Annotated in this window: 19 protein-coding genes and 1 pseudogene; 7 read left to right on the top strand and 13 right to left on the bottom strand. The window is 63.9% G+C overall.

The features are described 5' to 3' along the window. Positions 1-3: 3 nt before the first annotated feature. From CFB40_RS33820 to CFB40_RS33800, 5 genes and pseudogenes are all read right to left on the bottom strand, one after another. Entirely contained in the window at positions 4-855 is an 852-nt protein-coding gene (locus CFB40_RS33820; protein ID WP_089433779.1) for an HpcH/HpaI aldolase/citrate lyase family protein, read from the bottom strand. A gap of 3 nt (positions 856-858) precedes the next feature. Further along, on the bottom strand, positions 859-2,058 hold the full coding sequence (locus CFB40_RS33815) for a CaiB/BaiF CoA transferase family protein (protein WP_089433778.1): 1,200 nt from the start codon (positions 2,056-2,058) through the stop codon (positions 859-861). Positions 2,059-2,068: 10 nt separating this feature from the next. Then, on the bottom strand, positions 2,069-2,926 hold the full coding sequence (locus CFB40_RS33810; RefSeq protein WP_089433777.1) for an FAS1-like dehydratase domain-containing protein: 858 nt from the start codon (positions 2,924-2,926) through the stop codon (positions 2,069-2,071). A 76-nt stretch (positions 2,927-3,002) separates the two neighbouring features. Beyond that, positions 3,003-3,209: pseudogene (locus CFB40_RS33805) on the bottom strand (FAD-binding protein); the annotation flags it as partial. A 39-nt stretch (positions 3,210-3,248) separates the two neighbouring features. Further along, positions 3,249-4,421 (bottom strand): acyl-CoA dehydrogenase family protein, encoded by a 1,173-nt coding sequence (locus CFB40_RS33800; protein ID WP_089434024.1) that lies wholly within the window; start codon positions 4,419-4,421, stop codon positions 3,249-3,251. Between the two features lie 113 nt (positions 4,422-4,534). Here CFB40_RS33800 and CFB40_RS33795 point away from each other — a divergent pair, with 113 nt between their 5' ends. After that, on the top strand, positions 4,535-5,464 hold the full coding sequence (locus CFB40_RS33795; protein WP_089433776.1) for a LysR family transcriptional regulator: 930 nt from the start codon (positions 4,535-4,537) through the stop codon (positions 5,462-5,464). A gap of 160 nt (positions 5,465-5,624) precedes the next feature. Here CFB40_RS33795 and CFB40_RS33790 read toward each other — a convergent pair whose 3' ends face one another. Further along, entirely contained in the window at positions 5,625-6,416 is a 792-nt protein-coding gene (locus tag CFB40_RS33790; RefSeq protein WP_089429779.1) for an MHYT domain-containing protein, read from the bottom strand. 365 nt (positions 6,417-6,781) lie between these two features. On the opposite strand from CFB40_RS33790, the gene CFB40_RS33785 reads away from it, so the two are divergent. After that, complete coding sequence (locus tag CFB40_RS33785; RefSeq protein ID WP_089429778.1) at positions 6,782-7,426, top strand: carbonic anhydrase; 645 nt, start codon at positions 6,782-6,784, stop codon at positions 7,424-7,426. A gap of 227 nt (positions 7,427-7,653) precedes the next feature. Here CFB40_RS33785 and CFB40_RS33780 read toward each other — a convergent pair whose 3' ends face one another. Further along, entirely contained in the window at positions 7,654-8,388 is a 735-nt protein-coding gene (locus CFB40_RS33780) for an ABC transporter substrate-binding protein (RefSeq protein WP_089434023.1), read from the bottom strand. A 380-nt stretch (positions 8,389-8,768) separates the two neighbouring features. Here CFB40_RS33780 and CFB40_RS33775 point away from each other — a divergent pair, with 380 nt between their 5' ends. Next, entirely contained in the window at positions 8,769-10,214 is a 1,446-nt protein-coding gene (locus CFB40_RS33775) for a DEAD/DEAH box helicase (protein ID WP_179255333.1), read from the top strand. A gap of 372 nt (positions 10,215-10,586) precedes the next feature. Here the strand turns inward: CFB40_RS33775 and CFB40_RS33770 are convergent, their stop codons facing one another. Beyond that, complete coding sequence (locus CFB40_RS33770) at positions 10,587-11,027, bottom strand: hypothetical protein (protein ID WP_254600112.1); 441 nt, start codon at positions 11,025-11,027, stop codon at positions 10,587-10,589. A gap of 111 nt (positions 11,028-11,138) precedes the next feature. Here CFB40_RS33770 and CFB40_RS33765 point away from each other — a divergent pair, with 111 nt between their 5' ends. Then, a complete protein-coding gene (locus tag CFB40_RS33765) occupies positions 11,139-11,522 on the top strand; it encodes an ATP-dependent protease (RefSeq protein WP_089429775.1) in 384 nt (127 codons plus the stop codon). A 242-nt stretch (positions 11,523-11,764) separates the two neighbouring features. Here CFB40_RS33765 and CFB40_RS33760 read toward each other — a convergent pair whose 3' ends face one another. Continuing rightward, positions 11,765-12,352 carry a hypothetical protein gene (locus CFB40_RS33760; protein ID WP_143329926.1) on the bottom strand — a complete coding sequence of 196 codons (588 nt, stop codon included), beginning with the start codon at positions 12,350-12,352 and terminating at the stop codon, positions 11,765-11,767. Between the two features lie 383 nt (positions 12,353-12,735). On the opposite strand from CFB40_RS33760, the gene CFB40_RS33755 reads away from it, so the two are divergent. Together CFB40_RS33755 and CFB40_RS33750 are read left to right on the top strand one after the other, a co-directional pair. Next, on the top strand, positions 12,736-13,149 hold the full coding sequence (locus CFB40_RS33755) for a hypothetical protein (protein ID WP_089429773.1): 414 nt from the start codon (positions 12,736-12,738) through the stop codon (positions 13,147-13,149). 218 nt (positions 13,150-13,367) lie between these two features. Beyond that, positions 13,368-13,967: a DJ-1/PfpI family protein gene (locus tag CFB40_RS33750; RefSeq protein WP_089433773.1), complete on the top strand. Its 600-nt coding sequence runs from the start codon at positions 13,368-13,370 to the stop codon at positions 13,965-13,967. Here the strand turns inward: CFB40_RS33750 and CFB40_RS38390 are convergent. From CFB40_RS38390 to CFB40_RS33740, 3 genes are all read right to left on the bottom strand, one after another. Next, positions 13,948-14,376 carry a hypothetical protein gene (locus tag CFB40_RS38390; protein ID WP_143329925.1) on the bottom strand — a complete coding sequence of 143 codons (429 nt, stop codon included), beginning with the start codon at positions 14,374-14,376 and terminating at the stop codon, positions 13,948-13,950. The genes CFB40_RS33750 and CFB40_RS38390 overlap by 20 nt on opposite strands. A 155-nt stretch (positions 14,377-14,531) precedes the next feature. Further along, positions 14,532-15,539, bottom strand: coding sequence for a phosphate ABC transporter substrate-binding protein PstS (gene pstS, locus CFB40_RS33745; protein ID WP_089433772.1), 1,008 nt, complete (start codon positions 15,537-15,539; stop codon positions 14,532-14,534). Between the two features lie 429 nt (positions 15,540-15,968). Then, a complete protein-coding gene (locus CFB40_RS33740) occupies positions 15,969-16,184 on the bottom strand; it encodes a hypothetical protein (protein ID WP_089434022.1) in 216 nt (71 codons plus the stop codon). Positions 16,185-16,386: 202 nt separating this feature from the next. Here CFB40_RS33740 and CFB40_RS33735 point away from each other — a divergent pair, with 202 nt between their 5' ends. Beyond that, the gene (locus CFB40_RS33735) at positions 16,387-16,701 is read left to right on the top strand and encodes a hypothetical protein (protein ID WP_089433771.1); all 315 of its coding nucleotides are present in this window, start codon (positions 16,387-16,389) and stop codon (positions 16,699-16,701) included. Between the two features lie 386 nt (positions 16,702-17,087). Here the strand turns inward: CFB40_RS33735 and CFB40_RS33730 are convergent, their stop codons facing one another. Continuing rightward, positions 17,088-17,492 carry a hypothetical protein gene (locus tag CFB40_RS33730; RefSeq protein ID WP_089433770.1) on the bottom strand — a complete coding sequence of 135 codons (405 nt, stop codon included), beginning with the start codon at positions 17,490-17,492 and terminating at the stop codon, positions 17,088-17,090. Positions 17,493-17,649: the final 157 nt, after the last annotated feature.

Here is a 17,649-nt window from a genome sequence, read left to right as displayed (position 1 = left end):
CGATTATTTCCGCGAACCGGCGATGATCGCCTCGGCCGCCCGAATCACCGGAAGATCGACCATCCGGCCGTCCAGGCTGAACGCGGCGCCGCCGTGTTTCGCGGCTGCGTCGATCACGCGGCGCGCCCATGCCTGCTCGTCTTCCGAATAGCCCATCGCATCGTTCACGCCGGCGACCTGCGCCGGGTGGATGCACAGCTTGCCGCCGAACCCGAACGCGCGCGCACGCCGCGCATCGGCCGTCAGACGCTCGGCATCGTCGGTGCGCGTGGTCACGCCGTCGATCGGCGCCGGCAACTGCGCGCGGCGCGACGCAGCCACGATCGCATTGCGCGCAAAGGCCAGCTCCGGCTCGTCGGGCGTCGCGCGCATGCCTAGGTCGAGCTGGAAATCCAGATGTCCGAACGCGACACGCACGACCTGTGGGTCGCGCGCCAGCGCGTCGGCCGCATCGAGCCCGGCCAGCGATTCGATCAGCGCGACGAGTTGCGCGTGCTCGCCGAGCCGCTCCGCAACCTTGCGCAGCGCGCCCGCATCTTCGGACTTCGGCAGCATCACGGCCACGCGTTGCGCGGCCCAGTCGCGCAGCAGCGCGATGTCCGCGTCGTGCCAAGGCGTACCGACCGCGTTCACGCGCACGACGGTGCGCGCACGCTGCTCGGCCGTCAGCCGCGGCAGGTGCTGCGCGAGTTGCGCGCGTGCGTCGTCCTTGCTGTCGGCGCTGACGGCATCCTCGAGGTCGACGATGATGCAGTCGGCGCCCGAATCGAGCGCCTTCGCGAAGCGCTCGGGGCGGGTGGCCGGCACGAACAGCAGGCTGCGCGCGTGATGGACGGGGGAGAGGGGTTTGGACATGGCTCAGATCACGCCGGCGGCGCGCAATTGCTCGATATCGGCGTCGGTGCGCCCGAGTTTGTGCAGGATGGCCGCGCTGTGCTCGCCCAGCGCGGGCACCGCATCCATGCGCACGTCGAAGCTGTCGATCGTGGCGGGCGGCAGCAGCGCCTGCAGTTCGCCGGCCGGCGAGTCGATCGTGCGAAAGCGCTGGCGCGCGTGCAGTTGCGGATGCGTCCAGAGATCGCCGATCTGGTTCACGGCGGCGTTCGCGATCTGCGCTTCGTCGAGGCGCGCGATCACGTCCTGCGCGGTGAGGGAGGAAAACGCCTGTTCGATCACGGCCTTCAGTTCCGCATGGCGTTCCGAGCGGTGCACGTTGGCGTCGAAGCGCGGATCGGTCGCGAGCGCCGGGTCGCGCAGCACGACGTCGCAGAACGCCTTCCATTCGCTCTCGTTCTGCAGGCCGAGCATCACGACGCGGCCGTCGCCGGCCTTGAACGGGCCGTACGGATAGATGGTCGCGTGCGCGGCGCCGTTGCGGCCCGGCTGCTGCTGGCCGTCGTATGCGTAGTACATCGGGAAGCCCATCCACTCGGCCAGCGCCTCGAGCATCGAAATTTCCACGTGCGAGCCGATGCCCGTGACGCCGCGCTGCAGGAGCGCGCTGAGGATGCCCGTGTACGCATACATGCCCGCCGCGATGTCGGCGATTGAAATGCCGGCCTTGCAGGGCTCGTCGGCCGTGCCCGTGATCGACAGGAACGCCGCCTCGCTCTGGATCAGCAGGTCGTAGGCTTTCTTGTCGCGGTAAGGGCCATCGGCGCCATAGCCCGAGATGTCGCAGACGATCAGCCGCGGGTGCTTCGCGTGCAGCGCATCGAACGACAGGCCCATGCGCGCGGCCGCGCCGGGCGCGAGGTTCTGCACCAGCACGTCGGCCTGGGCGACGAGTTCGCCCAGCACCTCCTGCGCGGCCGGTTGCTTCAGGTCCAGCGTGAGGCTTTCCTTCGACCGGTTGGTCCACACGAAATGCGACGCGAGACCGCGGGTGCGGTGATCGTACGCCCGTGCGAAATCGCCCACCCCGGGGCGCTCCACCTTGATGACGCGGGCGCCGAGGTCGGCGAGCTGGCGCGTGCAGAACGGCGCGGCAATCGCGTGTTCGAGCGTGACGACGGTCATCCCGCTGAGCGGGCCGGGTTGAGCTTTGCGAGTTTGCATGGTCGGATCGTTATTCCAGTTCGGCGCTGGCCTGCATGGCCAGCTGCCCTTGCGGGCCGCGCGCCCACAGGCGGGCGGCATGTCCTTCGAGCTTGCCGTTCACCGTGAACGGCGCGGTGTCGAACAGCGGGCTGACGGCCTTGAACTCGAAGCGGCGAATCGTCTTGCCGGGGTGCGTGCGGCGCAGTTCCTCCAGCAGCAGCATCGCGATCAGCGGGCCGTGCACCACGAGGCCCGGATAGCCTTCTTCCTGCATCGCGTAGGGCCGGTCGTAGTGAATCCGGTGGCCGTTGAAGGTGAGCGCGGAGAAGCGCATCAGCAGCACCGGATCGGGCGTGACGATGCGCGAATACTGTTCGTCCGTCGGCGCCGGGGCCGGCTGGGGTGCCGGTATGCCGGCAGTGGCAGGAGGCGGCGCGTCGCGGTACACGATGTCCTGTTCCTCGCGGATGGCCACGCCCTCGGCATCGCTCGTTTCGTGCAGTACGGTGACGAACACCAGCTGGCCGCTGCGGCCGGACTTGCTCTGCACGCTCAGGATCGTCGACCGGCGCTGCACGGGCGCATCGACGGCCAGCGGGCGCAGGAACTGCAACCGTCCGCCGGCCCACATGCGGCGCGGCAGCGTGACGGGCGGCAGGAAGCCGCCGCGCCGCGGGTGACCGTCGACGCCGATGTTCGACTGCCGCTCGCCCGGCAGGAAGTACAGCCAGTGCCACAGCGGCGGCAGCGTCGCGGGGAGTTCGGATGGGTTCGCGTAGTCCAGTGCCGCCTGCAGCAGACGGACGGGGGCCGGGGTAATCCGGTCCGCGCTGTCAACGCTCCGGCCGACCCACGCGTCGAAGGATTCGGAAGGCTCGACACTCATGGTGTTGGGTACTCGATGATTGAAGCGTCAGGCAGGCAGCCGGCGCCAGCAGGTCGGGTGCCGGTCGCCATTGCCGTCAGCGTGCGTTGACCCGTTCGGGCATGGCCGCGAACAGGTCGGCTTCGAGGCTGTAGTCCGCCACGATGAAGATCGGTGCTTCGGGATCCTTGTTGATCGCGACGCTTACCGTCGAATCCATCATGCCGGCCAAATACTGGATCGCCCCCGAGATACCGACCGCGATGTACAGCTGCGGCGCGACGATCTTGCCGGTCCGGCCGATCGGGTACGAGCATCTTCATGGAGAGGAATCCTTCCGGAATCAGTAGGAGCGCGGGAGCTGCAGCACGTGCTCGGCCACATGCCCCAGGATCATGTTGGTGGAAATCGGCGCGACCTGATACAGGCGCGTTTCGCGGAACTTGCGCTCCACGTCGTATTCGCACGCGAAGCCGAAGCCACCGTGCGTCTGCAGGCATGCATTGGCCGCTTCCCAGCTGGCCTTGGCCGCCAGGTACTTGGCCATGTTGGCCTCGACGCCGGCGTTCTGGCGCGCGTCGATCTTCTCGCAAGCGCGCCAGCGCATCAGGTTCGCGGCCTCCAGCTCGATGAACGATTCGGCGAGCGGAAACTGGATGCCCTGGTTCTGCCCGATCGGGCGGCCGAACACCTTGCGCTCGCTCGCGTAGTCGCGCGCCTTCTCGAGGAACCAGTAGCCGTCGCCGATGCACTCGGCCGCGATCAGCGTGCGCTCGGCGTTCAGGCCGTCGAAGATCACCTTCAACCCCTTGCCTTCAGTGCCGAGCAGCGCGTCTTCCGGCAGCTCCAGGTTGTCGAAGAACAGCTCGTTGGTCTCGTGATTGACCATGTTGAGGATGGGGCGCACCGTGAGGCCGTTGCCGATCGCCTTGTCCAGCTCGACGATGAAGCACGACAGCCCGTCGCTCTTCTTCTGCACCTGGTCGAGCGGCGTCGTGCGCGCGAGCAGGATCAGCAGGTCGCTGTGCTGGATCCGCGAGATCCACACCTTCTGGCCGTTGATGACCCAGCGGCCGTCCTTTTTCACCGCCGTGGTCTTCAGCTTGGTGGTGTCGCTGCCGGTGGTGGGCTCGGTCACGCCCATCGACTGCACGCGCAGCTCGCCTGCCGCGATGCGCGGCAGATAGCGCTGCTTCTGTGCTTCGGTGCCGCTGAACACGATGGTGTTCATCACGTACATCTGGCCGTGGCACGCGCCCGAATTGCCGCCGGAGCGGTTGATCTCTTCCATGATGACCGACGCCTCGGCCATCGACAGCCCCGGGCCGCCGTATTCCTGCGGAATCAGCGCGGCCAGCCAGCCGGCCTGCGTGAGGGCCGTGACGAACGCTTCGGGATAGCCGCGCGCCTCGTCGATCTTGCGGTGGTAGTCGGCCGGAAACTGATTGCACAGGCTGCGTACCGCGTCGCGGATTGCCTGGTACTGATCGGGGGCGGAGAAAACGGAGGCGCTCATGAATCGTGTCTCGTCATTGGCATGGGTCGAGTCCATAATAAGTTTTGATGGATTTCTTAAACAATAGAATTTACTGATCGTCGAATCAGTTTTTGGTATCGAGGTATCCCGCGATGGATCTCAAGCAATTGCGTGCGTTCGTCACCGTGGCCGAAACGGGCAACGTCACCCGGGCGTCGAGCCTGTTGAATCTCGTGCAGCCGGCCGTGTCACGCCAGCTGCGCCTGCTCGAGGAGGACATGGGGACGGAATTGTTCGACCGCAGCCGCCACGGCATGCAGCTCACGTCGTCGGGCAAGACGATGCTCGAATACGCGCGCCGCATCCTCAACGAGGTGGCGCGCGCCAAGGCCGAGATCCAGCCGACCGAGGGGCCGGTGGCGGGCATCGTGAGCATCGGGCTGCTGGCCAGCACGTCGGATCTGCTGGCCACACGGCTGGCGAGCGAGGTGGCGCGGCGCTACCCGCACATCCGGCTACGGCTCACGATCGGCTACGCGGGCCACCTGCAGGACTGGCTCGAAGCGGGGGATGTCGATGCGGCGCTGCTGTACGGGCAGAAGGAGACGCCCGCGCTGCACGTCAAGGCGTTGATCGACGAGAGTCTGTGGGCCGTCGCGGCGCCGTCGGCCACGCTGTCGCGCAAGCGGCCGGTGTCGCTGGATCGGGTCGCGCGCGAGCCGTTCATCCTGCCTTCCGCGCCGCAGGGCCTGCGCGCGGCGATCGAGCACGCGGCGGCCGAGGCGGGCGTGACGTTGCAGGTCTTCGCCGAAACCAATGCGCTGAGCGTACAGAAGGAACTGGTCGCGCAAGGCCACGGCTGGACGATCTTGCCGGCCGTCGGCGTGACGCAGGAGGTCGAGCGCGGCATCCTGAGCGCGGCACCGCTCGCGTCGCCGGGCGTCCGGCGCACGATTGTGCTCGCGGCGCCCAGCAGCCGGCAGGCCACGGCGCCGGTGCGCTGCGTGGTCGGGGTGCTGCTCGATTGCGTGAAGGCGACGTTCGACCAGGGCGACTGGCCGGATGCGCGCTGGCTGGGCTAGGGCGAGCGTGTTGTCGGGGTGAGCCGCCTCACGTGCGGTCTTACCCCGGCGGGACAGGCCGGCGCGCCGAAGCGGCCGTCCACCCGTGCACCTGGTGTGCCGGGCCGGGAGAGCGGGGAAACGCCCGTTTGACGTGCCGGATGAAGCCGAGCGTGCGCTGTCAGCGAGTCGGATTCCGTCGATCGAGATGGGTGCTCAATGTCGCCTGAACGCGTTCTCGCGCCTGGGTGTTGATCCTGGCATCCAGCAGCATGATCGCGGCGGCGACCAGGAAAATCACCAGGCTGACCGTCACGACGATACCGGCCAGCCACGGTGCGGGTAGGTTGGAGAGGGTTGCCGTCGCGTCGCTGCCTCGTTCGAAACTGGCCGCTGCCATGCCGCAATAGTGCATCCCGCACACGGCCACGCCCATGACGATGGCCGAGCCGATCTGGCGTGTTCTGCCGAATGTGCTCGGCCGGCGCAGGTCGAAGGCGAGCAACAAGGCGGCGCCGCTTGCCAGGATCGCGATGATGACGGACAGCACGACCAACCAGGGCTGGTATCGAATACCGGAGCAGATGCTCATTGCCTGCATGCCGAGATAGTGCATGCCGGCGACGCCCAGTCCCATGACGATTGCGCTGACGATGAGTTGCGGCCAGTGCAGGGCGAAGCGGGCGAGCGGGACGAAGCCGACGGCCGAAGCTGCAATCGCAATCAGCAAGGAAGCGACGGTGGTGGGAATATCGTATCCGACAGCCACCGGCAGATGAAATGCCAGCATGGCGACGAAATGCATCGACCAGATGCCGAGCCCCATGATGCACCCGCCGAACGCGATCCAGGGCCAGATCGAACGATTCCCGATGAGATTCAGGCGATCGGAGATATTGAGTGCCGTGAACGATGCGAGGATCGAAAGCAGGCAGGAAAGTACGACGAGCGTAAGGTCGTAGGTGCCGGACATGATCGTTATTCTCGGTTATAGGCTTTTTGGTCGTTTGAGGGCGCCCTGTTTTTGCGAGTGCGCCATCCCCTCGTGTGTCCCGCAAATATACCGAAACCCGGGATCGAATCAAGGGCGCCGCTGCCGACTTAGGGTGGTGCGTCGGTGCGACGGACGTCCCCGGATCGTGCCGGTTTTCGGTCCCGGGCGGACCGGATTGGAGGTGCCGTGCGCGCATGGGGGCGCGTCGAGGTAAGTCCGGCTGGCCGACGTCCGCGCCAGCCTCATCACGACGTCGCCGATCTGCGATAATGTCGGCCGCCTTGGCGGACGGCAGCGTACGATCTCGTTGCCCGCCCGCCGTGAATTCGTATCAGGAGAGTCCCGTGCGCGACATCATCGACGGCTTCCTGCGCTTTCAGCGCGAGGTCTATCCGCAACGTGTCGAGCTGTTCAAGCAGCTCGCAACCGCCCAAAATCCCAAGGCGCTGTTCGTGACGTGCTCGGACAGCCGCGTGGTGCCCGAGCTGCTGACGCAGCGCGAGCCCGGCGAACTGTTCGTGATTCGCAACGCGGGCAACATCGTCCCGTCGTACGGACCGGAACCGGGCGGCGTGTCGGCCACGGTCGAGTATGCGGTCGCCGTGCTCGGCGTGCGGGATATCGTCATTTGCGGGCACTCGGATTGCGGCGCGATGGGCGCGATCTCACGGTGTACGTGTCTCGACCATATGCCGGCTGTTGCGAACTGGTTGCGCCATTCCGATGCCGCGAAAGCCATCAATGCCGCGCATCAGTTCGACTCCCCTCGGGACAAGCTCGACGGTCTGGTGCGAGAGAACGTGATCGCACAGCTCGCCAATCTGCGCACGCATCCGTCGGTTGCGCTCGCGCTCGAGCAAGGACGCATGAATCTGCACGGTTGGGTCTACGACATCGAGATGGGGCGCATCGACGCACTCGACGGCACCACGCGCCGATTCGTCCCGTTGAGCGAGTCTCCGGCCACGGTGGCGGTCAAGTCGTACTGAGCGAAGGGGCCTTGTTCCGGCCGGTCGTATCCACCCTGCCGAGTTGGACAATCGAAAGCGCTGATCTGCGGTCCGATCTGTATCGAAGGTCGCGAAGATCGGTTCCGCCCATGCCCGACGACTTCATCTCGATCACCGCTTCCTGCACCCGACGCGGCCGCGCGAAGTCGGGCGGCCGCAAAGCGGGGGGATCGCAGCTGTAGATCGCTGCGTCACGCCCGATGCAATCACGCTTGCGGCGCGACGGATGCCCCAGAGATGCCATGCCGCCGCAGCGAATCCGCGACGAAGCCTGACGCCTTCATTTCCTCGACGAACGCATTCAATGCCGCCGCGGCCGCTTCGCCGCGGCTCTTCGGCACGCCCATGGCCTGCCGGATCACCATGAACCGCTCGTCGAGCAGGCGCAGGCCGGGTGTTTTAGCGGCGTCGGCCTCGAGCTGCTGCTTCACGCCTGCGGCCACTTCCAGTTGCTGTTCGACGAAGGTCTGCACGACGGCTTGCGACGTCGGCGCACGCACGATCTGCGCGGCCTTCAGTTCGCGCGTGAGGAACAGGTCGTAGGCGCTGCCCTTGCCGACGGTCACGCGGTGGTCCGGCTGGTCGACGTCCGCGTTCGCGCGGATCGGTGACGCGTCACGCACCAGATAGAACCCCTCGATCAGCACGTACGGCGCCGTGAACGCGACCGTTTCGCCGCGCAGCGGATCGACCGCGAAGAAGCCGAAGTCGGCGCGCTCGTCGGTCAGCGCCTGCACCGATTTGCCGGCAGTGTCGAACACGACCAGTTCCAGCTCGGCCGACAGACGCTCGGCGAACGCGCGCGCAAGGTCGATCGACACGCCGAACGGTTCGCCCGTCGCCGGGTCGCGGTTCGCGAGGATCGGGTTGCCGAGGTTGATCGACGCGCGCAGCTTGCCGGTCGGCGTGAACGCGGAGAGGACGGAAGGGGCGAGGGGCATGGCAGGCTCGTGACGGTCGTAGGGGCGGGGTGTGGCGCGCGGCGATGCGCGACCGCGCGTCGGCATCGAGCTTATCACCTGGCTTTCGTCATCGAGCGTCATCGAGCGGCGCAAGCCTGCCTTCGGCGCCAATCGGGCGACGCGAGACAGGTGCGTTCCCCTCATCTTGTGGCCCCAACAGTGATGGACGGGCAAAGGGATTGCGTGACTGCGAGAGGCGATTTGATGCGGGAAGAGGGAGGCGATTTGCTTGCTTCGCGCCAGCGGCGGCTGTCGGTTGGCCGTGGCGTCGCTCGCCGTCGGCGCCGTCCAGCCGGGTGCAGTGGGCCTTGATTCGCCCGGCAACCGCTAGAATTGCGGTTTTAGTCCGGAATACGTCCATGTCTTTTGCCTCGCTCGGCCTGATCGATCCCTTGCTGCGTAACCTGCAGGACCTCAATTACCAGGCCCCCACGCCGGTGCAGGCCAAGGCGATTCCTGCCGTGCTCGGTGGCAAGGACGTGATGGCGGGCGCCCAGACCGGCACGGGCAAGACCGCGGGTTTTGCGCTGCCGCTGCTGCAGCGGCTGGTGCAACACGGCCCGGCGGTGTCCAGCAACCGCGCACGTGTGCTGGTGCTGGTGCCGACGCGGGAACTGGCTGAACAGGTGCTGCAAAGCTTCATCGCGTACGGCAAGGGCCTCGATTTGCGGTTTCTGGCCGCTTACGGCGGCGTGAGCATCAATCCGCAGATGATGAAGTTGCGCAAGGGCGTGGATGTGCTCGTGGCCACGCCGGGCCGTTTGCTGGACCTCAATCGCCAGAACGCGGTGCAGTTCGATCAGGTGCAGACGCTGGTGCTGGACGAAGCCGACCGCATGCTGGATCTCGGCTTTGCGCGCGAACTCAACGCCGTCTTTGCCGCGCTGCCCGCGCAGCGTCAGACGCTGCTGTTTTCGGCCACGTTTACCGACGATATCCGCGCGATGGCGGCGACCATTCTGCGCAGTCCGGTCAACATCAGCGTCAGTCCGCCCAATGCCACGGCCAGCAAGATCAAGCAGTGGGTGGTGACGGTGGACAAGCGGAACAAGCCCGATCTTTTCATGCACCTCGTGGCCGAGAACAAGTGGGCGCATGCGCTGGTGTTCGTCAAGACGCGCAACGGCGTGGATTACCTGGCGGCGATGCTGGACGAAGCGGGCTATGCCGTCGACACCATTCACGGCGACAAGCCGCAACCGGCGCGCCTGCGTGCGCTGGAGCGCTTCAAGACGGGCGAAGTCCAGATGCTGGTGGCCACCGATGTGGCGGCGCGCGGGCTGGATATCGACGACCTGCCGCTGGTGATCAACGTCGACCTGCCGATCGTGGCGCAAGACTATGTGCACCGCATCGGCCGTACCGGCCGCGCGGGTGCCAGTGGCGTGGCGGTGTCCCTGGTGTGCGCGGATGAAGCGCCGCAACTGGCCGCGATCGAAGCGCTGATCAAGCAAACGCTGCGCCGCGAAGAAGAGCCGGGTTTCGAGGCCGAACACCGCGTGCCGGAAACCAGCGCGACCGGCGAGATCATCAAGAAACCGAAAAAGCCCAAGAAGCCGAAAGTGCCGCACGCTGCGTCGGCTGCCATGCCGGTGTCGGGCAAAAAGTCGCGTCCGCAAGGTGGTGAGAACAAGCACAAGGCTGCGGCGCCGCATGCGAAGCCGGCCGGTAACGGACCGGCCTACACCATCGGCAGCCCGTTCAGCGTGCAGAAGCCGCGTGGCAAATCTGCCGGCAAGCCGGCGGCGGGCGCGCGCAAGCCGGCTGGCAAACCCGCTGGCGCTCGCGGGAAACGTCCGTCCTGATGCGTGGGGATGCGGCTCGCCAGCCATTGAATATGGCTGGCGGTTTGGCGGCTGAAGGCAACTTCGAGTGCGTGGCGTCGTCGGGTTGAATCTGCAGCCCATTGCGATCCGTCGACGTAAATTTCAGGGCCACCGTTTCAGGCTGAAACGGGAGGTTCAGGAAAGTCCGCCGGGACAAGCGCCCGTTGCTGATGCCAGGACGGCGGCGAGGATTAGCGCTGCAAAGGCAGATCGAGCGACTGAACGGATGGCCGGGAAACCTGTTCGACTCTTTGCTGCGGCAACAGCGGGTGCGAGCTTCGCCGGCGAAGGCTGGAACCTCCAATCCGCCGCCGCAGCCTTGCGGAATGCTGTCCCGCTATGGGGGCGGTCTTACTGCCATTCACCGGGATGACAGATCACCCAACCTGGAAGGTAGCTATCCATGTCCGTATGGCCCCAGCACCAGCCGTGCTGGTGAAGGGTCTTCATCAGTTGTTCGCGTTGTGCGCACGCGCTTCCCGGCGCATATTGCCCGTCAGGCAACAACTTCGGCGCCGGACCGTTCCGGCATTGGTCATTGGCGACTTCTTCCTGATGCATCAATGCCTGGACGGCAGAGGGAATGGTGCGGGCCAACGTGGCCTTGTATTCGATGCAGGCTGGCGCCTTGGGATCGTTGGACTTGCGGGAACATTGGGACTGAAGCTTGTCGATGCTTCTCGATACTTCGGGTGGATACGTCTCGGCGTGCGCTGCAGCAAGACATCCAGCCATCAACAGACAGGCGGCAAGTGATCTGATCAAAATCATTTCGCGTATGACACGATGCATCCGGTAGCTCGGGAACGGGCGAATTATGGCATGTGCGCGCGGTTCGTATTCGAGGGGCCGGCCCGGGTGCGGCCCGTGCGATGATGTGCGATGACTGACTTGAGAGATGAAATGACGACACCATTCGACGAGGCGACAACGGCGGCGATCGCCGCGTTTGCCCAATTGGATTTCTACACGGCGTTGCAGGCGATGCGCGCCGAGGCGGACTACGACCACGAACGGGACCAGTGGATCTCGCGCTATATCGACGAGCACGGCGGCGGCGCGGACGATGCCGAATACGACGCCTTGCACGCGCGGGCCCAGGCAACCCCGGAATACGCGCAGTTCATCGATGCGGCTCGACGGGAAATCCTGGAATACTTCGGCGTGACCGACGATCAACTGGACTGGATGGTCGTGCTGCGCAACGACGACAGCGATGAGCTTTGGGCGGAAGTCAACCGGCAGCGGAGCGCGCTGGGAACCGGTGAAGTGCGCGGAGATCTCTGATCGTTGCTTGCCATTGGGGCCGCAAGTCGTGATGGGTGCAGGGCTGGAGTCAGGTCAATTGCGAGGTGTGCCGGGCTTTCGGTTGCTGAAGCCGATCCGTCAAAGGAGGGCAAGCTTTCGGCGCTTCGGAGCGCGTGACCGTAGTGCTCTGATACTTGCCCTTGAGGTGCAACGGCTCGATCTGCAGCAACGGGGCGTATTTGGGCGGCCGCATTGAACAGCGGCCGGCCAGCGGCGGTCAATCAAGCGATATCTAAAAAGCGGTCCATCCATGACGGAAGCCGCAATGGCTCAGACTCGAACACGCGAATCAGTTGGTCAGCTATAGGGCGATAGAAGACATCGGACTCGAAATAGATAACGCCGTCTTGTACGCCTAGCCGTTGACCATTCAAACTCGCCGAGGAGACCACATAGGCATGCTGTTCGAAAAGCAAGAAAAGATAGATGAGCCTTGCGATGGTCAGTTCAGTAGAAACATCGAGGTTCGCGTTTGCGGCCCCATCGAACAAAAGAGATCGGGACCCAACATCGATTTCACGGTCCAGGTCCGTATTTGATCCGAGCAGGGTATCGATGAACCGAAGCTCGTCCCCGCGGAATGCGCTCGAATTGTCGATCTGGAATATTTTCCACTTGCCTGCGGGCAACCAGCCGGCCGCGTGATGCGCAAACACGTACAGTTCCCTCGAGTTAGTGGGCGCACTGTACGGCAGGTAGGTGCGTACAGTACTTTCACGCGGTATGTCGGCGATTTGATTCCAACTTCCGATGTGCATGCCAATCTTCTGAAGGTATTCATCAGCTTCAGCAGTTGTTAGCAGTCTCATGGGAGCGTCCTTTTGCGTTCTGGCTCAGGGAGGCAGCATGTTGTCGGGGAAGTATAGATAGTTCGAACGGCCGCTTACTGGCAAGGCGACCGACCCTTCGGGTCGATGCCGGCCGGCGACTTCGCGCGCAAGCACCTCGTTCGACAGGCATCACGGACGGGGCCGCCCCGATAGACTCGAGCGTTGAAATTTCGGTCTCGATCGAAACAGCGGCCGTCTAATCGTGGAGTAGTATTCCCCCATGTCCGGCATTGCCAAGTCTCCACGGCACACAGCCGACCCATCCGTGACGACGGCGGCGAGCTCGCCGAAAAGTTCGAAAACTGCTTCAACGATACGTGTGGCGGCTCCGGCCGCGGCGACGGCATGGATGGGAATGCATCATGTCAACCGAGTGGAATCACCGCGTCAGACTGTTTGTCCAGCGTTTCTGGCAGCCGACCAGTGCGTGCATGACGTGCATGCCGGGGAGCTGGGGAAATATCATGAGCCTCGCCCACTGGACTATCGCATTTCAGACGGGGCTGCTGACCGGACTCCTGGCTGTCCTTCTGACTTTCACGCCCGTGGCAAAACTCTACGCGAATCGATACGGCAATGCGCTGGTTGTTGGCGTCCTGACCACGGTGGGCGATGCCTACTCGCACACGAGTCACTACCGCATCCCCTACGTCGAGCACATCGTGACGGGTGCCATTTCAGGTGTCTTGACGCTTGCGGCGTCATATCTCTTCGAAGACCGCGCGCGACGCGTTCGGGCGATGTGGGCCCGGGTTGTCGGACAGCCAATCCACTGACTTTCCGAACCCACGGGGCCAAACGGAAAGCGATTCCTCGGTGAGGCTACGCTTCATGAACTGCCGCCCCGGAAAGCAGCGCCGATGTGAGAACGCGACGTGCACCTTCCGACCAGGCCCCCGTGGCCGAAACAGCAACCGTCAGTTTTCGCCAACGTCAATCCGTACATCGCGCCGATCTGGCAATATGCATCGACAGACCTCAGCCAGGGCACCCCATGCACATCGCCATTCTGACCTTTCAGGGCTTCAACGAACTCGATTCCCTCATCGCGCTGGGCGTACTCAACCGAATCAAGAAGCCCGACTGGCGGGTGACGCTGTCATGCCCGGAGCATTTCGTCACATCGATGAACGGGGTGACCGTGCAGGCGCAGTCGACGTTGGCGGACGCACGCGCGGCGGATGCCGTCATCGTCGGGAGCGGTATTCAAACCCGGGATGTCGTCAACGACGCGACGCTGATGGAGCAACTGAATCTCGATCCGACCCGGCAACTGATTGGCGCCCAATGTTCGGGCACGCTGGTGCTGGCAAAGCTCGGCCTTCTCGACAACATCCCGGCGTGCACGGACCTCACGACCAAACCCTGGGTCGTCGAGGCGGGCGTCGCAGTCCTCAATCAGCCATTCTTCGCACAAGGCAACGTCGCAACGGCAGGTGGCTGCTTTGCTTCGCAGTATCTGGCCGCGTGGATCATCGCGCGCCTGGAAGGCGAGGAAGCCGCACGGAGCGCACTGCACTACGTGGCGCCGGTGGGGGAGAAGGAGGAGTACGTTTCTCGCGCGTTGACGAACATCACGCCTTACCTGCCGTAGTGCGATAAAAAATGGCGTTCCCTCCATCGCAAGGCGCCGGGTTCAGCCGCAACGTCGTGTTCCCGATAGCGGCTTCTTCGGCGCGCCCGGTTGCCACGTCATCCGGCTGCGGTGTGGAAGAGGGCGCGAGAATGTTCGCTGACCCGTTCAGGCAGAGCCATTCAGTGACGCCGGCTTGCAACGGATCGGACTCCACCAGCCAGTTCGTATGACAAAGACGGCAGCGATACTGTCGCACGACGATTGCGGGCCGTCCTAGCGGCCGCAGTTTCGTTGGCTTGTGCAATTCCACCATTTCCCGATGGGCGACAGGATCGGAAGTCGCGTGCATGGTCGTGCAGGCTTCGCAAGGCATGGGGGTCAGCTTTTCAGGAGCGCGTTGGTTCGGTGAAGCGCTTTCTTCGCGCATGGCTCAAATCGTCCGCTGATTGCAACGTAATCGGCAGTGCGTCCGTCTCATGCTTCAATCAGGCCCGCTCGCCATCGCGGTGTGCGTCGATCGGCGGTTGCGTCCTCCTGCGCTGCGAGGTGAATGCGGGCGATTGCGCGTCTCATCCGGAATCCTCAGTTTGCAACCGGCTTACCGGAAGCATCCTTGATTTTCGCTTTCCATTGCGTGCGGATTTCGGACACCACCGATTCGGGAAGCGAGATGTAGTCCAATTCCGTGGCGGCCTGGTTGCCGTTGTGGAATGCCCAGTCGAAGAACTTCAGCGTTTCCGCACCTTGTGCCGGCTTCTCTTGCGTTGCGTGCAGCAGCACGAACGTCGCGCCGACGACCGGCCACGCGTCCTTGCCCGGCTGGTTCGTCAGGATCTGGTAGAACGACTTCGACCAGTTCGCGCCGGCAGCAGCGGCCTTGAACGTTTCCGTCTTCGGCTCGACCACCGTGCCCGTCGAGTTCTTCAGGGCCGTGTAGACCATGTTGTTCTTCTTCGCGTATGCCCATTCGACGTAGCCGACTGCGCCCGGCAGGCGCTGCACGAACGCTGCGACGCCGTCGTTGCCCTTGCCGCCCGTGCCCGTCGGCCAGTTGACCGCCGTGCCTTCGCCGACCTTCGACTTCCACTCGCCGTTGACCTTCGACAGGTAGTTCGTCCAGATGAAGCTCGTGCCCGAGCCGTCAGCACGACGAACCACGGCGATGTCCGTGTCCGGCAGCTTGACCTTCGGATTCAGCGCGACGATCGCCGGGTCGTTCCACTTCTTGATCTTGCCGAGGTAGATGTCGCCGAGCACCGGGCCCGACAGTGTCAGTTCGCCGGCCTTCACGCCCGGCACGTTGACGACCGGCACCACGCCACCGACCACCGTCGGGAACTGGAACAGGCCTGCCTTCGCGAGCTCGTCATCCTTCAGCGGAGCGTCCGAACCGGCAAAGTCGACCGTCTTCGCGTTGATCTGCTTCAGGCCGCCCGACGAGCCGATGCCTTGATAGTTGACCTTGCCGCCGCCCGCCTTCTTGTACGCATCGGCCCACTTTGCATAAATCGGTGCTGCGAAAGTGCTGCCTGCGCCGGTGATATCTGCCGCGTGAGCATGGAGGGCAACAAGAACCAGGGTGCAGGGCATCAAGATCCGGATGTTCACGTAACGTCTCCTGTCTGCTATCGGCATGCCGGCCGCAAGCGGGCCTCGGTTGAGCAGTCTGACTGGTTGGGTGGGGGCTGTCGGCCGCCTTTCGGCAACGTCTGTCGATTGACCGCGGCAGTGATCGTCTCTCGATTGCTTTCGAGCACGGTGCGTCATTGCGTGGTTGCAGCAGCCGCTGTGCCGCATTTTTCTCGTATGACGTTCGCCGGGAGCTTGATTGCAACGTACCGCAACCGAGGCCGCAGGCAGCGACCGGCTGGCCTGGATCGTCACCGACGATCGGGTAGGTCAGACAAGGGGCGAAGTCCGTCATCGCGCGCGGTAAAGGGTCCCGCAACGAAGGGTGATAGGAGTATTGCAGTTGGCTGTGAAAATTCAAGGAAGGCGCACTTGCCCGATCCGCCAGATTCAATGCACGTTCCTGGCGACGATGGAGGCCAACGCCCGATCACCGTCGCGTTGTGCGGTGTCTTCCGTGGAAAAGATGTCGGTACTGAATGCGATCAGTTTGAAGCCGGATCCCGCGGAGCGAGGAACCGTGATGCCCCAGTGCCAGCCGCCATCTTGCTGGAACACGTGGAGCGCAGGGGGTGCCTGGTTCAGTGCTGGTGAAGAAGTCGTCATCGCGTGCTCTCCCGTCATGGGACGACTGCGGGGCAACTACATCGGACGCGCAAACCCAGTCTACGGATACTTTTGCTGCGGCGCAATATTCGAGTTTTACGAAAATGCCAATGTGTGAAACGCCACAATTTTGAAATACAAATATGCAACGTCGGAGATGGCTGGCATATTGGTGTGACGATTGGGATTTTTCGGAGGCTTTATGGATCGCAGTTCGCTTGTGTGGGCGGGGGTGCCGCATAGCAGCGATGGCGTCGTGTTTCAGATTCGGGTCGGCCACGGGCTTCAGCGTTTTCATATTGCTCGATTGATTCTCGAGCGGGCGTGCGATCTTGAGCGACTGGCGTCTGACGCACGACAGCTCGAATGCTTTTACGAGCATTTGACGCCGATCCTGGCAGTCGCGCGGAAGACGCGCTCAAAGGCGAAGGCCGATACGGTTTCGCTGAATGTTTCGGATTATGTTCGAACGGGGAGCGCTCGGGGCGAGCAGGGGGCCTGGGCGGTGATGCGGTGAGCGCCGTAGGGCGGTTGAGGAGCGCAGAGTTTTCGGTCTTGGAGCGGGCGGGCGTGGGGCTTGGCGAACGTCACGCGTTGCGTCTCGTCACGTGCGGCGCAGGCTCTGCTGCAGGGTTGGCGGGATGTTTTTTGCGGGCTTCCGCGTAGTCTCGTGCTTGAGCTTCGCGATGAAAGGGCGTCGCTCGATGACCGAATACCCATGAATGAAAAGTGCTGGCCGATGAACTGGCCAGCAAAATGGTCCTGGCGATCCGAGGTTGAGTGTGCCAGAACCAAAGGCACTGAACGGCGTGCGCGCGCGGCCGGACGAACATGTCAAACGATCGGCCCCCGAAAGTCGGGGCTTATCCGGCTCGACCTTGCGCAATAATCTGTGATCGCAGTTTAGGCTGGGCTAACGGATGCGACCACACGTGCACTCACGCTCGGAAACTTGAAGGCATCGCAGGGCTTCGTCGGTACTGTCCATGTTGAGATCATCGCGGCGGTCGGCAGATAGTCGGGATCGGCCGACGCGACTCCGGCCCACACGCCGGGCGACACCTGTCTGCCGTGGAGATAAAAGTGCAGCTCCCGGCCCGCGCGGTCGCAAATACACCTGATTCTCTCCACCGCTTGGCCCAATGCTCTAATCCGTGCGATCTGGTTGCGATCCAGCTCGAACAGGGCACTCACCACGCCGTCACAATTGCCGATGCCAATCATGTTGCTGTCATCAGTCAACGCCCATGTCGGATGCGGCGTGCCTAGGCGCAGCATGAAATAATCTGCGGACTCTGAACCAACCATACTGTTTCTCCTGCAAAAGATCCGTCGTTCTGCTAACCGAAGATCAATGGAAACGAACGATCATCCAATCCTGTTCTCGTCGCCGTACCCGGATGCTCGAGTAGATGTGCCCCGGCGCCTTGCAATGGGCGGGCGCAACAGTGAAGCGCCCCCTGCC

It is taken from the genome of Burkholderia sp. AU31652 (genome assembly GCF_002223155.1).
In the GTDB taxonomy this organism is placed as follows: Bacteria; Pseudomonadota; Gammaproteobacteria; order Burkholderiales; family Burkholderiaceae; genus Burkholderia.
Note: the sequence above shows the minus strand (reverse complement) of the source record. Positions and strands in the feature narration are given on the sequence as shown.

Bases quoted from the DNA above. Each gene is read 5' to 3' on its own strand.
- CFB40_RS33770 (WP_254600112.1), bottom strand. From the start codon at position 11,027: ATGCATCGTGTCATACGCGAAATGATTTTGATCAGATCACTTGCCGCC.
- pstS (WP_089433772.1), bottom strand. From the start codon at position 15,539: ATGCCCTGCACCCTGGTTCTTGTTGCCCTCCATGCTCACGCGGCAGAT.
- CFB40_RS33790 (WP_089429779.1), bottom strand. From the start codon at position 6,416: ATGTCCGGCACCTACGACCTTACGCTCGTCGTACTTTCCTGCCTGCTT.
- CFB40_RS33740 (WP_089434022.1), bottom strand. From the start codon at position 16,184: ATGACGACTTCTTCACCAGCACTGAACCAGGCACCCCCTGCGCTCCAC.
- CFB40_RS33755 (WP_089429773.1), top strand. From the start codon at position 12,736: ATGTCAACCGAGTGGAATCACCGCGTCAGACTGTTTGTCCAGCGTTTC.
- CFB40_RS38390 (WP_143329925.1), bottom strand. From the start codon at position 14,376: ATGCGCGAAGAAAGCGCTTCACCGAACCAACGCGCTCCTGAAAAGCTG.
- CFB40_RS33735 (WP_089433771.1), top strand. From the start codon at position 16,387: ATGGATCGCAGTTCGCTTGTGTGGGCGGGGGTGCCGCATAGCAGCGAT.
- CFB40_RS33730 (WP_089433770.1), bottom strand. From the start codon at position 17,492: ATGGTTGGTTCAGAGTCCGCAGATTATTTCATGCTGCGCCTAGGCACG.
- CFB40_RS33750 (WP_089433773.1), top strand. From the start codon at position 13,368: ATGCACATCGCCATTCTGACCTTTCAGGGCTTCAACGAACTCGATTCC.
- CFB40_RS33795 (WP_089433776.1), top strand. From the start codon at position 4,535: ATGGATCTCAAGCAATTGCGTGCGTTCGTCACCGTGGCCGAAACGGGC.
- CFB40_RS33775 (WP_179255333.1), top strand. From the start codon at position 8,769: ATGTCTTTTGCCTCGCTCGGCCTGATCGATCCCTTGCTGCGTAACCTG.
- CFB40_RS33820 (WP_089433779.1), bottom strand. From the start codon at position 855: ATGTCCAAACCCCTCTCCCCCGTCCATCACGCGCGCAGCCTGCTGTTC.
- CFB40_RS33810 (WP_089433777.1), bottom strand. From the start codon at position 2,926: ATGAGTGTCGAGCCTTCCGAATCCTTCGACGCGTGGGTCGGCCGGAGC.
- CFB40_RS33780 (WP_089434023.1), bottom strand. From the start codon at position 8,388: ATGCCCCTCGCCCCTTCCGTCCTCTCCGCGTTCACGCCGACCGGCAAG.
- CFB40_RS33800 (WP_089434024.1), bottom strand. From the start codon at position 4,421: ATGAGCGCCTCCGTTTTCTCCGCCCCCGATCAGTACCAGGCAATCCGC.
- CFB40_RS33815 (WP_089433778.1), bottom strand. From the start codon at position 2,058: ATGCAAACTCGCAAAGCTCAACCCGGCCCGCTCAGCGGGATGACCGTC.
- CFB40_RS33760 (WP_143329926.1), bottom strand. From the start codon at position 12,352: ATGAGACTGCTAACAACTGCTGAAGCTGATGAATACCTTCAGAAGATT.
- CFB40_RS33765 (WP_089429775.1), top strand. From the start codon at position 11,139: ATGACGACACCATTCGACGAGGCGACAACGGCGGCGATCGCCGCGTTT.